This window comes from Bradyrhizobium sp. 142 (assembly GCF_023074015.1).
GTDB lineage: Bacteria > Pseudomonadota > Alphaproteobacteria > Rhizobiales > Xanthobacteraceae > Bradyrhizobium.
This window is the reverse complement of sequence record NZ_JADPKQ010000049.1, coordinates 1-14,823: the sequence shown is the minus strand read 5'-3', so window position 1 is coordinate 14,823 and position 14,823 is coordinate 1. Positions and strand designations below refer to the sequence as shown.

Annotated in this window: 9 protein-coding genes and 1 pseudogene; 5 read left to right on the top strand and 5 right to left on the bottom strand. The window is 57.8% G+C overall.

Translation table 11 applies throughout. The features are described from left to right. The 3 genes and pseudogenes from IVA82_RS05105 to IVA82_RS05095 form a co-directional block, all read left to right on the top strand. Nucleotides 1-101: pseudogene (locus IVA82_RS05105) on the top strand (IS630 family transposase); the annotation flags it as partial. 306 nt (nt 102-407) lie between these two features. After that, nucleotides 408-1,124: an FCD domain-containing protein gene (locus IVA82_RS05100; protein WP_247493184.1), complete on the top strand. Its 717-nt coding sequence runs from the start codon at nt 408-410 to the stop codon at nt 1,122-1,124. A gap of 184 nt (nt 1,125-1,308) precedes the next feature. After that, nucleotides 1,309-1,608 carry a hypothetical protein gene (locus IVA82_RS05095; RefSeq protein ID WP_247493183.1) on the top strand — a complete coding sequence of 100 codons (300 nt, stop codon included), beginning with the start codon at nt 1,309-1,311 and terminating at the stop codon, nt 1,606-1,608. A gap of 102 nt (nt 1,609-1,710) precedes the next feature. On the opposite strand, the gene IVA82_RS05090 is transcribed toward IVA82_RS05095, so the two are convergent. The 4 genes from IVA82_RS05090 to IVA82_RS05075 all read right to left on the bottom strand — a co-directional run bounded on the left by IVA82_RS05090 (nt 1,711) and on the right by IVA82_RS05075 (nt 7,119). Next, complete coding sequence (locus IVA82_RS05090; RefSeq protein WP_247493182.1) at nt 1,711-3,075, bottom strand: NAD-dependent succinate-semialdehyde dehydrogenase; 1,365 nt, start codon at nt 3,073-3,075, stop codon at nt 1,711-1,713. A gap of 1,006 nt (nt 3,076-4,081) precedes the next feature. Next, nucleotides 4,082-5,191 (bottom strand): DUF2817 domain-containing protein, encoded by a 1,110-nt coding sequence (locus IVA82_RS05085; protein ID WP_247493181.1) that lies wholly within the window; start codon nt 5,189-5,191, stop codon nt 4,082-4,084. Between the two features lie 91 nt (nt 5,192-5,282). After that, nucleotides 5,283-6,440, bottom strand: coding sequence for a Xaa-Pro peptidase family protein (locus tag IVA82_RS05080; RefSeq protein WP_247493180.1), 1,158 nt, complete (start codon nt 6,438-6,440; stop codon nt 5,283-5,285). Nucleotides 6,441-6,564: 124 nt separating this feature from the next. After that, entirely contained in the window at nt 6,565-7,119 is a 555-nt protein-coding gene (locus IVA82_RS05075) for a hypothetical protein (RefSeq protein ID WP_346659666.1), read from the bottom strand. A gap of 656 nt (nt 7,120-7,775) precedes the next feature. Here IVA82_RS05075 and IVA82_RS48470 point away from each other — a divergent pair. Together IVA82_RS48470 and IVA82_RS05070 are read left to right on the top strand one after the other, a co-directional pair. Then, nucleotides 7,776-7,910, top strand: coding sequence for a hypothetical protein (locus tag IVA82_RS48470; RefSeq protein WP_256469617.1), 135 nt, complete (start codon nt 7,776-7,778; stop codon nt 7,908-7,910). 1,338 nt (nt 7,911-9,248) lie between these two features. Next, on the top strand, nt 9,249-11,657 hold the full coding sequence (locus IVA82_RS05070) for a CoA transferase (RefSeq protein ID WP_247493178.1): 2,409 nt from the start codon (nt 9,249-9,251) through the stop codon (nt 11,655-11,657). A 1,048-nt stretch (nt 11,658-12,705) separates the two neighbouring features. Here the strand turns inward: IVA82_RS05070 and IVA82_RS05060 are convergent. After that, the gene (locus tag IVA82_RS05060) at nt 12,706-13,902 is read right to left on the bottom strand and encodes an aminotransferase class I/II-fold pyridoxal phosphate-dependent enzyme (RefSeq protein ID WP_247493177.1); all 1,197 of its coding nucleotides are present in this window, start codon (nt 13,900-13,902) and stop codon (nt 12,706-12,708) included. Between the last annotated feature and the right edge of the window lie 921 nt (nt 13,903-14,823).

Sequence of the window (14,823 nt, the reverse complement as noted above, 5' to 3'; positions counted from 1 at the left end):
CCTGGATCAAGACCAACATGGCCCCGCTGCGCGGCTGGGGATCCAAGGGCGAGCGGTTGCGCGGCTTTGCGCCGCACGGTCACTGGCGAACCCTGACCTGGACCCCGCCGTCAGGAAGCTAGACCGGCGTAGACCGTTCAGAGATATGTTAAAGGGGCCCGTGCGGCCTCTTTAAGCTCTTGTAGCGCATTGCGGCCGTGGTACACGGTCGTGCCCACAGCGGCCGGGCCATCACGAGGAGCGCGGCGCCGACACAGGAGCGGATGGAAAATGAGAAAGGCAGGATCTTTTGACGCAGACACCTCCGCTTCCTCATCCACCTTCCTCATGCCAATGGACACCGATCGGCTGCACGTAGGGCGTGACAATTTACACGCGCGAGCATATTTGATGCTTCGGAAAGCTCTGTGGCGGGCCGATTCCGGCCGGGTCAGCGCCTTCTGCTGAAGCCATTGGCCGAGGAGCTTGGAGTCAGTGTCACGCCTGTGAGGGAGGCGCTTCTCCGCTTGGCTTCTGAGCACGGGCTCGTCCCACATCAGTCGCGCACGATGATGGTTCCGGTCTTGAGTGTGGCCCGGTTCAGGGAAATTCGAGACATTCGAATCGAGTTGGAAGGACGCGCCGCACAAGCTGCGGCGAACAACATCTCATCGCAGGATGTCTTCGCGTTGGAGAAGATGCATGAACAGCTGATGCTCGCAAGACGGCAGCGCAACGTGCAGACCGTGCTCTCAATCAACGAGGAATTTCATTTCAGGATCTACAGATCATCAGATTTGCCTGTGGTTTGCGGACTGATCGAAAGCCTATGGGTTCAGATCGGCCCGCTTCTCACGCTCAACGCTTTCAGTGAATCCGCAACCGCGAAGGATCATCCTCACCGCTCGATATTGGCAAGCTTGGCAGCAAGAGATGGAGCAGGCGCACGCCTTGCTCTCGCCAACGACATACTCTGGGCCAGCAGGTACCTTGAGAAGGCGGTCGTCAGTCTGAATCAGCCGGCTGAAGATAAGAAGAAGCGAAATTCGACTTTGACTGTCGACGCAAACTCACGGCCCATCAACCGGGCCGCTCCTCGATGGCGCGCTTTTAACCGGGACGTGAACAAACATGCGCGTGAATAATGCTCAGATTGCCGATCCGGATCGGCCCGCGCCCCTCGTGCGCCGCATCGTCTCATTTTCTAAAGCATGTTTCCGGATCACTGGAAGAGCTTCCTTGAGTTGCGCGCTTCGTCAGGGACGCTCATGATGTGCAATTGGTACGTACAGTCCATGTCTGTTCCAAGTCTCCCTTCATCTCGGCGCGGTGACCGAGGATCTCGCTGTAGCATTGCCCGCGGAGCGGCTGCTGATCGTTGAGGCAGACCGCCTGATGGATCCGGGACCGCCGCCCGTGCAACTCAATCCCAACACCCGTTTCACTCAGGAAAAACGAGTAAGCTTGCTCCTTGCGATTGCAAAGCAGCACTGGGAGGACGACCGCAGCACTCTGCGTGGCTCCTATGTCGGCTCAACCCGGCTGATCGCCATATCATATTGGCGCGGACGTGATATCCTCAACCCATTCTCGGTGACTGAGAAGCAGCTAAAGAGTTCGGATTTTTGAACGACGGGAAAGCGGCCAGACCGGTCGCACTGGGGTTTGGCGAAAGCCCAAAGCAGGGTCATTGCCAGATGGACTCCACCAGCGATAGATAGATCACTGGGGTCAAAGCCCCGCCATCATCACATATTTGATTTCGACATATTCTTCCATGCCGTGCCGCGAGCCTTCGCGGCCCAGGCCGCTTTCCTTGACGCCGCCAAAGGGCGCGACCTCGGTCGTGATCAGGCCAGTGTTGACGCCGACCATGCCCGACTCCAGCGCCTCTGCGACACGCCAGACGCGGCTGATGTCGCGGGAGTAGAAATATGACGCAAGACCGAATGGTGAGGCATTGCACATTGCGATCACCTCGTCCTCGTCCTTGAAGCAGAACACCGGCGCAAGCGGACCGAACGTTTCCTCATGCGCGACGAGCGCGTCCGGTTTCACGTTCGCCAGCACCGTCGGCTCGAAGAACGAGCCGCCGAGCGCATGGCGCTTGCCGCCTGTGACAATCCTGGCGCCGCCCCTCACGGCATAGGCGATGTGCTTTTCGACCTTGTCGACCGCTTCCATGTTGATCAGCGGGCCCTGCACGACGCCAGCTTCGGTGCCATCGCCGATCTTCATCGCGGCGACATTCTTGGAGAGCTTCTCGACGAACTCGTCGTAGATGTTGTCCTGGGCGAAGAGGCGGTTGGCGCAGACGCAGGTCTGGCCCATGTTGCGATACTTCGAGATCATCGCGCCCTCGACGGCGGCGTCGATGTCGGCATCGTCGAACACCACGAAGGGTGCATTGCCGCCGAGCTCGAGACCAAGCTTCTTCACACCGACAGCGGCCTGCTCGTAGAGAACCTTGCCGACTTCAGTGGAGCCGGTGAAGCCGACGAAGCGCACCGCGGGATGCGCGCACAAGACCTTGCCGATCGCCGAGGAATTGCCGGTCATGATGTTAAACACGCCCTTCGGCACGCCGGCCTTCTCGGCCAGCGCAACCAGCGCCAGCGCGGTGAGCGGGGTTTCATTCGCGGGTTTGAGCACCACGGTGCAGCCGGCGGCGAGCGCGGGCGACACCTTGCGTGTGATCATTGAGCACGGAAAATTCCACGGCGTGATGGCGCCGCAGACGCCGATTGGCTGCTTGATCGCGAGCAGCCGCGAATCTGGCCGCTGTGTTGGAATGGTCTCTCCGTAGACGCGGCGAGCTTCTTCCGCGAAGAACTCGACATAAGCGCCGCCGATATCGACCTCGCCAAGCGCCTCGGAGAGCGGCTTGCCCTGCTCGGAAGTCAGGATCAGCGCGATGTCTTCGCGATTAGCCGCAATCAGCTCGAACCATTTGCGAAGGATGTTGGAGCGCTGTTTGGCGGTCAGCTTGGCCCAGGCCGGAAATGCGCGCTCTGCGGTTTCCACCGCCTGCGTCGTCTCCGCGGTGCTCATGACCGGGATCTTGGCAAGTTCCGCACCGTTGACGGGATTGGTCACGGGCCTCGAAGGCGAGCCGGCCCAGGCACCGTCGATGTAGCACTGCTCACGCAGCAGCGAGGGATCCTGTAGGCGATCGCGCAGGATGGACGAACGTTGCGGGCTTTAGCAGCGGCGGTCGAAGTCATGGCGTTGTTCCTAAAGGCTGTCAAATCCGAGCAATCGGTGTTCGTCAATCGCGAAAAAAGCCGCGCGAGAAACCGCGCGGCCAAGTTAGCGAGGAAACGTCCCAAAGGGCACTGAATCGAAGCTCAGCAAGTGGATGAACTCACTGGCAACTCCGATCTTGCACGAAACATCGTGAAATCATGCAAGCAGACATCGCATACTCATTTCCATGGGCGCGTTGGCGGCGTTCTCTGCCATACCTTGCAGGTTTTATGCGAAAATGTCGTCAATTTCGCAGCGAGTGTCATCTTCAAGTGTTACTCGCGAGAACTTCGAACTGGCGTGCTGTTCATTCCCATCGAACACACGCTTGGGGTAACGCGGGGGTAAACCTTAGTTTCGTCGGCTTCAGGATCTTGAATCTAAATAGGTCAGCGCTCGTCAACAAGCAGTACAGAAATATTGGCTCGGGATTTAACAGGGCAGCGCGGAGCGAACCAGCACCAGGCACCTCGCCGAAGCGAAGCTATTTGACCCGCAAAATGCGCAAAGTCGCGACCGAAACCCGCTGGATGTTATCAGCGCACCGCAGATTCCGCGCTGGGGTACGAGAATAGCTGGCAGTGCGGGGGCTTAGGGGCATTGTTACAGGCGCAATCTGCGCCCTCACGTTGTTCTATGGGAGCGTGGCGCAACATCATGCGATTGCCACCGGCAACTCACCGCATTGGACAAGGTGCGCGAACGCCACGCCACGATCAACAGGCTGGCCGGGTTCTGATCGCGGCGGTTGAACGGGCCGAGAGCAAGTTAGATTGGTGCGAGCATCCAGGCGAGATCCCGCGCTTACGCTTCTTACCTGCTGAAGCGCGCTGAGCTTTTGTGGACAGTCGAGTGCTCACACTTGTAAACCTTCGAGCATCTGTCGCTGAACCTGACGACTGCGATATAGTACCATTTCCTTCCAATCGGTGGTCTCCGGATAGAAGCGCTGCCGCAAGCGCTGTCGAATTTCATATCCGATATCAGCTTCAACGTCGCCCTGACGATATCTGTATAGCCAGTGGTCAGCACGTAATGCAGATCTGACCGCCTCCGGTGGGTAGGTTCCGAACTCCAGGCAAACGTAGACGTGCCGATCACCGAGGAGACGCTGCCAGTACTCATCCTGCGTCCCATTGAGCACAACAGCCGATGAGGTGCCAAGATCCGGTGATGTTACTGAGGGACCGAAAATGTCGCGCGCATGTTGATACCCTGACATGCCGGATGCCTGCTCGCATTGCAGCTCGCCATAACCGTAAGGCCCAAGGCCCGTGTGATAGTCGATAATCAAGACACGCCGACGAGATTCCAAGTAGTAATCCGAGACGATCCGTTCGAGCGTGTTCCGTGCGACGGTAGGGCCAAACCCGCCAAAGAAAATCCCGGTGGGATGTCGGTATTGACCGCTAGTCCTCGCCTTTCGCAAAGCAATCTCGCCGTGTGCTCTGCGGAACTCGTCTATTGTTTGCTCGGCAGCAAGAAAAAGTGGTCCGTCGAGTTCACATGGCACGAAACAATCAGCAAGGAGGTCGTAAACGGCATTATCAGGTGGCGTAGCGGCGAAATCGACAAAGTTCCGATTGAGGTCGCAGCCTTCTTGCGTGACGCGCCGATCCCAGGCAAATCCATAAGGATTAAGAGCATGGATTAGCAGCATCGCTTCATCAGATTTGAGCCTCTCGTACCCACGTTCAGCCATCCAGTCGAGCTGTGCCGCGGACCCGCAATATCCTTCGACGCCATGTGTAGCCGATATCAAAATTGCTACGTTTCGGGCGCGTCGGTCACCAAACCACGCAACATCTGTGGAGAGTTGTCTTCCGCGAGGTCCCCGGGCTGGCGACGGATAGATTGCGGCTTCGCCTACTGCGGCCTCCCTAACGTAATCACGGAATCGTTGGCGTGACTCAAAGTAATCCGACGCGAAGTGCTGATTCGCTGCGTCGACAATGGCATCGTTCATTCGAAGTCCAGTCAAGGCTGCACAAGTGAAGTAGTCCTTAGGGCATCTTTATCGAGCGTCGCTGACTGGGAGGCGTGCACGGATGCTTCTTTCAGCAATTGACTAGCAGGTCGCGCGACATGCTGCTCAGCGATTTCGCCTCTTTGCGAGTTACGCGTACCGTCTCGCTGAAAACGTAACCGTCGCTCTTCTCCCAGATGCCAATGATCAAGTGGAAAGTCATGTTGGGTTGAAGTACAGTCTCGTCGTCATCCTGTAAGCTTGCGCCCCCATCAGGCCAATCGTTCCCGAGGGAGTAGCCGATCCGAGAGTCTTTGCGTACGCCACGAGAACTAAAGGTGTGTCGGAACGCTCGGTCGACATCTCCGCATGTTAATCCAGGCCGCATCGTTTCGTAGGCGGCCAAGAAGCCGTCAAGCGCGGCCTGGTGCAGGTGCCGCGACCGAGCGGACGGCTCACCTAAGAACACGGTCCGGGACAATGCGCAGCAATAGCGGTGGCGAAAGGCTCCTAGTTCAAAATTGGTCTGACAATTCATCGCATAGCTTGCATCGGTCCACTTGAGATGCGGAGCAGTCGCCGGGCGTCCGGTCGGCATGGTCGGATAAATGCGAGACGCATGACCCGGGAATTCCGGCGTGCCCGTACATAAGGCATGCATAACGGCTGCGGCTACATCGCATTCTCGCGCGCCGGGAGCGACGCTTAATCTGGCGATCCTCATGGCCCGATCGACAATCTCTCCGGCCTGCTCCATGTAGGCGATCTCAGCAGGAGACTTCACAAGCTTCAGCTTGGAAATGATCCCATCGGCATCGATGCTCTTTGAAAGGTCCAGGCTTTTGGCCAGGTTGGCGTGAGCCTTCACCCCGAAACTTTTTGCCGTCAGTTCGACTCCAATATGGCCGGTTTTGGTGCGCTCGCGGATCATATCTCCAATCGGCTGCCATGGCGTCCGCTGGCTCGAACCGATGTATTTCTCGGGATAATTGAGTAGGCGCGAGTGCGGCAGGTAGGATGTGGCAGTTGCGCATGCGACGTCCATCTCTCGCAAGATCAGCCACGGATCTTCCTCGTCTTGCCTCACAAGCACGAGTTGCGGGACGTAATCGGAGTAACCATCGTAGCCGGTAAGATAGTTCATGTTCGCCTCGTTGAAGACGAGCAATGCTTCCATGCTCCGCTCCGCCATTTGCTGTCGCAGCCTAGCAGTACGTTCGCGATATTCCTGTTGATTAAATGCGGGCATCACGGTGTCTCCTGAACCCATTGCATGGCGGCGAAGCTCTTTATCGAAGCGGCGCAGCCGCAAAATGATGCTTTTGGCTGAGCGGTCTTTGCGACGTATTCGTCTATGTCTGATGCCGCCGTTATCATGCGATGGACGCCATCGTCAGTCTGCAAAGGTCTGTGATGTCGTAAACAGGCAACTTCGTGAGACGACGGATCGCCGACGAAACAAGGGGAAACGCCGCACATTCGAAGAGAATGATCGAGATATCTGGATGCGCGATCCGAAGTCGCTCGGTGCAGGCAGCGACGTCCTTCTCGATCGCCGCAGCGTCGACCGGTGGTGGCGGACGCTTCAGCTCGTCATGCCAGAACTTGCCCCCTTCGATGCCGCCGATCACAATTCTGGCCCGCTCCGCTGGATCATCAACCCCGAGCAGATCTTCGGCGACATGCGTCGAGTCGTAGGTCAAGACTGCGATCTTGGCTGATGCCGGCAGCTGCCGAAGCAATGCGGGCAGCAGGAGCAGACTTGACATCACCACGGGCACATTCGTCGCCTTGGCCACCGCGGCCTGATGTCGGATGGAGAAGCCGCAGGTCGAGCTTACGGCGACGGCACCTCGCTCGACCAGCCGCCTGGCGGCAGCGATAAATGACGGCTCAAGTGCTGGATCGCCGCGAACGACATTCTCCACCCAAGCTCCCGTGACCGTTTCAAAGATGATCGGGAAATTGAACGTGGCCGGGTTTAGCATTGAGCCGGAGGCTGGATTCGGCGGTGCGGCGCCGGATTGTACCCCGCGTTCGAGGTGCAGGACCCCAAGAGATCGTGACAGTTGCAAGGGCATTGGCGAGGCATTCCGGAGTATAAGCGAATTCCTTAAGCTTGAGGCAGAGCGGCCTTCAACCTAGGTGCAGATCTTGCGCGTAGCTATCGCTCTGCAGGTAGTGATAGCCGCAGGTCCGCCTCATCTAAGGCGCAGATGAGGGGTAATTCCTATCGTCCCGGCGCCCGCAACTTTCATTCAGCCGACGCACGCGGGATGGCTACATTCGTCGCTGTCGCAAATGCAAACCAAGCCAGCGGGCAACGCGTTATTTGGTTCAACAGGATCATTTAGCCCAAGTCTTCGCGCGACGCTGGAGTTGGCACTTGCGGAGATCAAGGACCGCTCCTTTCATTGTCGTTCCAACGAGTCTTTTTGCAACCTGCATGCCAGAGAGAATCGACTGAAATCAAGCGACCTTGAGTGAGTGGGAATTGTCGCAAGCGCGACAGCGTGGGAAAGCAAACGCGTTGCCCATGATGCATTTGGCGCTTCCGATCAGCTCGATCTGACGCGCAAAATGAATGGGGTATGAAGGTGCGGCCAATCTTGAGGAGAGCAAGCGGCCAGTGGTGGTCTCGACGACAACAGACGCGGTGATCCTGAAAGACCACGGCTGGCTCGCGATCGCGCGTACCGTCGCCGAGGCCCCTCCTTAACCTGGACCAGTGCGGTAATCGCGTATAACCTTCAAGTATCGTAGCTACGACACGAGACCGCGCCTGTAGGCGATCTCGATTGTCTCCTCGGTCGTATCGGAGTCCAACTCACGATTATCATGCGGTGGCAGCGCGAGAGTACCGCGGCCGAGCTGGCCCTGGGGTTTATCAAGAGCTTGCCGGCGTAACCGATCCTGATTGGAAGTGGCAGATTCATCATCATGAGTGCGGAATGTCAGATCGTCGCGTTCTCCTTCGACCAAATCGGATGGCCAGCGCTGGTTCTCGTAGTGTTTAATGCGTAATTCGCCTTAGTACCGCACTAAAGGGCAGAGCTGCGAATATCGCAGCAAACATTACCATCCCCCGTTTCCGACGGTGAATGATGCAGTTGAATTTGGTCGCTTGCGAGATGATCGTGCCCCGAGTGGCCCGCGTGAACGCAGGCTGACGCCGTTCTTCACCAAGATCGATGCGCCTGTGGTGACGCCTATCCAACTTGGTAGCTGCCGATGGAAAGCAGCTAGTGGTTTATTCTGCGGCAATTGCGGCCGAGCGGGACGACGTCGCCGGAGTCGCGCTGTAGCACTGGTTCGCCCGGGTGGTGGGTATACCTTTTTGGCAGATGAGAAGATGGAATTGCAACAATGGATTGTCCTTCCGCGCCGGGCTTAACTGAACACTTTCGGATTGCTGAAGTCGTTCTCAGTTGCATTGGATCCGGATCCGGCAAGGATCATCACGACACAGACCGATATGCTTGACAGAAACCCGGGTGGAGCCCAACCAAGGTACGAATGGCGAAATATCGTACAACCTATGAAGTGAGGGTTGTTCATCGAATACAGCAGGCTTACGGTCGCCTGACAATTGCGGCAGGCCTACTGGACCTAATCAAAAGCGCGCCAGTTCTATCACTGCTCAACTTCGTTCCTACAGCTCGGACACACATGTTGAGAATGATCGCGCTGCCTCCACGTCTAGTTCTTGGCGGCCGCGTGGCCGAGCGGCGTAGTTCGCGGGCTTAGGGGAGCGACATGCGCCCTCTCTTGAGAAAGAACCTTCCCCTATCGTCCTATGTCAGACGAGAAGAACAAAGTTGCGGAGCCTTAATAGAACGACACGGCCGTATTCGGCTCATTGCTTGCAATACAAGGTCGGCATTACCTCGGAGCGGACTTAAATCAAGAGCTCTGCGCTGGGTTCCGTGGCCGCCGCCTCGCATCGCCGTACAGATAGCTGTGTATCGCTGCAGCAGAGCCGCGCTTGTGGTGACAAGCTCGTGGCTCCTCTAAGGTGACTTTCTGAGCATCAGTGTGGTTGGAGAAGGAGCAGTCGATGGAAGTGTTATCGCATCTCCGGGTCGTCGAGATTGGTAGCTCGGCCGCGACCTGCTATTGCGCGCGTATGTTTGCGGATTTCGGCGCCGATGTTCAAAAGGTCGAGTCGAAAGCCGGCGATCCGCTTCGCCGCAGCGCGCCGCTCACGCCCAGCGACAACAGCGCGTGGTTTGCATTCTTGAACTTCAATAAATCAAGCGTCATCATCGATGCCACCGACCCGAATGCGACCACGCGGCTGACGGAACTGATCGAGGATTGCGACATTCTGGTCGATGGGCGTGATGTTGATCCGGCAGATTGCCCGCCAATTGATATCGCCTCGATCCGGCAGAGACGGCCCGCGTTGATCTATCTCGAAACGAGCTGGTTCGGCCGCGAGGGCCCCTATGCCGGCTTCGCTGCTACCGATGCAACGGTGCGCGCTCTCGCCGGTCTGATTAAGTTAGTTGGTCCGATTGAGGGGCCGCCTTTGTACGCACCTGATTTCCAGACGGGTATTCTCGCCGGCTTGTGGGGCTTCATCGCCACGGCTTCGTCGGTTGTTGGGCGAATGCAGGGTGGGGCAGGGCGCTCATGGTCGCTCAGCATTTTCGAATCGAGCCTCGCTCTGTCGGAATATCTCATGTTCGAGGCGTTTGCGTGCGGCGATGTGATGCGCCGGATCGGTATTAATCGCTTCTGGCCTAACTTTCCGGTTGGCATTTACCCAACCAAAAAAGGCTGGCTCGGCCTCTCGACCGTGACGCCCGGACAATGGCGCGCATTCTGCGACATGCTGGACCTATCCGAATTGCGTGATGATCCGGGTCTGGCTTTCAACGAAGGTCGCCTGAAACACATAGACCAGATCGAACGACAGTTTCTGCCGAGGCTGAAGGCCCGGACAGCGAAACAGTGGTTTGAGGAGGGACTGAAGCGCAAAATCCCGATCGTGCCGGTCCCCGAAATATCCGATCTGCTTAAAGACGCGGAGAAGAAGGCGCGCGGCGCAATCGTGCCGGTCGTGATTGGCAAAGAGGAAGGGCTCACGGCTGGTTCGATGCAGCGACTGACGTTGACGCCCCCACGCCGAGGTGGCAGGGTTCCGGCTCCCGGCGAGCAGCAACATTCCGCCCACGTCCGAACTCACGTGTCGCTGAGTGGGCCTGGTTCGTCCGACTGCGTCGATGCGGACCGGCAGCCGTTGCATGGGATTCGCGTGATCGACTTCACGATGGGCTGGGCAGGCCCGTTGTGTACCCGCACACTGGCCGATCTGGGTGCGGACGTCATCAAGATCGAAGCCATCCAGTATCCTGACTGGTGGCGCGGCGTTGACCGGCGCAGCGGCTACGTGGACGGGCAAATGTATGAAAGGGCGCAATGCTTCTGCATCATGAACCGCAACAAGCGCGGCATTACACTAGATCTTAAGCGGCCGCAGGGACTCGCTCTTGCCAAGCGACTTTTGGCGAACGCCGATATTGTGGTCGGCAATTACTCTGTCGATGTGCTGCCGAGGCTCGGGCTCGGTTACGACGTCCTTAAAACACTCAATCCACGCCTCGTCATGATGTCGATGTCAGCGTTTGGCGCGAGCAGCATCCATCGCGATTGCCGGGCCTATGGCTCGACTCTCGAGCAGGGGTCAGGTTTGCCGAGCGTGGTCGGAAGGACCGATCAGCCGCCCGTAATGAGCCACACAGCGTTCGGGGATCCCGTCGGCGGATTGAACGGCTGCGCTGCAGTTCTTCTTGCTCTGATTCACGCCCGCAATACCGGGCAGGGACAATTGATTGATCTCGCGCAGATCGAATGCATGATCCCTTTTGCGGCGCCATGGATCACCGTTCAATCGATTGGTGGTGCGCCACTCACAAAGTATGGCGCTCGACATCCGCAATTGGTGCCGCATGGCTGCTTCAGGTGTGCGGGTGAGGACAATTGGATTGTGATAGCGGCAACCGATGCGGACATGTGGCAGAGGCTTGCCATCCTTATTGGCCGGCCAGACTGGGCCTCGGATGCATCGCTTGAATCTGCGGAAGCTCGCCGCGGCATTGAGGATCTCATTGAGTCAGGCATCGCAGCTTGGACGCACGCTCGTGATGCGGATCAAGCTATGTCCGAGCTGCAGGGCGCAAGGGTTGCGGCAGGCGTGGCCCGCCTGCCGATTGACCTGCTCAACGATCGGCATCTCGGCTCGCGAGCATTTCTGCAGGAGGTCAAACGCGCTTTCGTCGGCTTGCACCCGCAGCCCTCGATGCCGATTCGCGAAGGCGCAGCGCCGTATGCGATCCGCACAGCGGCGCCGACATTGGGGCAACATAACAGAGAGGTTTTAACAGAACTTGTCGGGCTATCCGACGCCGAGATCGCGCAACTGTCAAGCGAGAACATCATCGGTACCGCGATGGTTTCCTGAGGGTAGCTCGTAAGAACAGAGCAAGCGCCTTAGACTGGTAGGTCGACACTAGGGCCCGATTACCTCAAGATTGGCAGGTCGGCCGCCCAGGAGAGGTGCAGCGCCCAAATGGTTCTTTGATCCAGGCTATTCGGTGCATGTTCAGCATGTTTCAGCATGTGGCGGTCTGTGCACCAGCAAGGCCACCGCTGAGTCTGACGGCCAAACCTCCTCGACCCTCAGTCACAGGCCGGGCGAGGAACCGCAACCGGCGATCTTGAATGGAGAGCTCCTGCTGATGGCAGTTTATGGAAAACAACGTTTCTCGAGGATAGTTAATAACTCGTTCGGTTAGCTCACGAGAGGAAGCAGTAACTCGATCGGTGTTAGTGTTGTATCAACAACCACTCGTCGTATAGACTGACGGCGCCCATACGATAGAACAGGGTACAGAAACGGCAGTTAATCCATTGCGTCTCATGTTTGAGGTGACGAATGCGATTATCCAAAAGGGACCACCGAACTCACGATAACGATGGCTGGATCATACGAGCGAGTCACAAGGTGTGCACCGCGTCGTTTTACGTTCAGGCCGTCTCTTTCGACGTGGATGCAAGTGAGTAGCTGCGCATTCTCGCGTTCCAGCTCTTTGTGCCGGCGGCGCGCCTGCGTCACCCCGGAGCAGATCGCTGACTCGGCGGTTGCGGCGGCGCGGGCGGGGCGGCGGTGGTGCACCTCCACGTGCGTGATCCAGAGACCCGGCAAGGCTCACGGGATCCCGCGCTGTATCGGGAAGTGGTGCGGCGGATTCGGAATTCGGGGATCCATTGATCAACCTGACCGCGGCGAATGGCGGCGAGCTCGTGCTCGGTGGACCGGACTCTCCTATGCTGTCGACCCGGCGGGAGGCGCTCGGCAAATGCGGGGGCGAGCTGGCGAGATCGGCCGCACACCGACGTACGATATCGGGATCCCGCTTATCTCAACCAAATTTATGGATGAGGCTAGTGTAATACGCCATTCTCTGGCAGGGGCCCTGGATTTGTCAAGAATCTCCGTCCGGTGAGCTTCAGAGCCCTGCTTGCCTCATCCTCAGACTATTCAGGGTATCGACGATGCGTTTCAGTCCAGCTTCCAGTAAATCTGGTGGTGCGCCGAAGGAAACACGTAGGCCGTTCACGTCTCCGAAGGCTCCGCCCGCAACGCATCTTACCCTCGCTTCCTCCAGTAGTAATCGTGCGATTTCGTCGGCGGATCCAATGGGACCTTCAATCGGCAGCGAGGAGATAAGCCTACCAAGATCGAAATAGAAGAAGAATGACCCGTCGGCACGCGGCGGGGCTACGTCGCGCAGATCGGACAGAATATGTAGGCCGGAGTTACGAGCATCGACCAGCCGCTGATACATCTCCGACTCGAAGCTGCCGTCGCTGACTTGAAGGTGGTGCAGGACGGCGTGCTGCGCGATCATATTCGGACTTGCGGTTGTACGACTCTGCAGCGTCCTCGCCGCCGAAATGATCGGGGCGGGCGCCGCTAAATAGGCCAAACGCCAGCCAGTAATCGCCAGCTCATTCGAAAATGCGTTAAGCAAGATCGTCCGTGAGCGTACTCCAGGATGCGCCATGACGATCGACTGGTGACGGCGCACACCGGTGAATACGAAGCTAGAGTAGCACTCGTCGGAAATGATCCAGAGCTGACGATCGAGCGCGAGCTCGCCTATATTCTGAAGTGTCGTTCGATCATAGACTGCACCGGTAGGATTGTTGGGCGAGTTCAGAATTATGGCTTTTGTGCGCGGGGTGACGGCCGCGCGAATTGCGCCGATCGCGGGAATGTATCTCGGGCGGCGAGCATCGACAAACACGGGCGTTCCACCAGCCAGAAGAACCTGGGATGGGAATTTTGACCAGTAGGGACGAATAACGATGACCTCGTCACCCGGATCGAGCACGGCCGAGACAGCGTCGAGCAATGCCTGCTTTGCACCCGGGGCAATTGCAATCTCTTCCATACTCCAATCGATGTCGGTTCCAGCAGAAAGCTTTTCGGCGACAGCCCTGCGAAGTGGCTCGAAGCCGATGGAATCCGTATCGCGGTGTGCCCTGGCATGGACCGCGGAAATTGCTCCTTCGCATATAGATACGGGCGGTTCGATGATGACGTCGCCGCGCGCCAGATCGATCATCTTATGTCCAAGCGTGGCGTCAGTCATGGTTATCTCGCGGGCGGCGGCAGAGCCCATACCTGAAAAGATAGACATCCGTTGCGCCAACATGGTCGCTGGCGCCTCTGCTGTTCAGTGATCTGAGCCGCATAGCCGCCGGTTATTGGCTCGCTTTGGCGAGCATCGTGCTGCCGATTGCACAAACTCGTCGCTGCGGCTGAATCGCTCATCACACAGGCGACGCTTTCTCCAATAACGCCGAGACCCCTTCGACTGAGCGCGCATTGAGATGAATGCCGCAGGAGAGCCGGATCCAGGCCACCCGTAGCCGGGCGATTCCGTCGGTGTCGGCGAGCTGATAATATCGACAACAAATGAATTGGCCTTCGGAAACCCGGCTATCGCCGAGCCGGACGTCACTATCGCAACATTGACGAGGTTTGCGCGCTCGCGGTTACGTTCGCCGAAATTGCCGAAGCCGCGGCCGCCATCGCAACGCACGGACACTCCAGTTGAGTCGGCGATGCGCTCGACCGCATTGGTAGGTGAAGTCCGATTGTGATGGCGGTAAACAAGCGAGCGGCCTTTACTGGCCCGATCCAAAGACCTCGTCGAATCCTGCGCGGCTGGCGTTCGTACCTGAGCGTCTGTCATATGCTTCCACAAAGCAAGGAAAGATTGCTGCTTGAGCAGACTTGAACTGCCAGCACCTCTACCCGCGATGAATCAGTGCGCTGATCAGGGGCATTGGCAAGAACAGAGACTGGTTGATGCTGCATGCAGAATTCCTTGCAGGTGACGACGTGTGACCCGCCTGGCTGTTGACAATCAATCGTGGCCATTTGTCTGTCCTTAATCAATCACAAACTATGACAGTTGACTTCGGGATTGTTGCGCGCCGATCAATTGAAATGGACTCCGATTTTGGGACCACGTGCTTAGTTGGAAGGGGCTGCTCCGTTTGATAGACGGAGCGCATGATGACGACGAAGACGAGACGCAAGATCGACGCGGCAC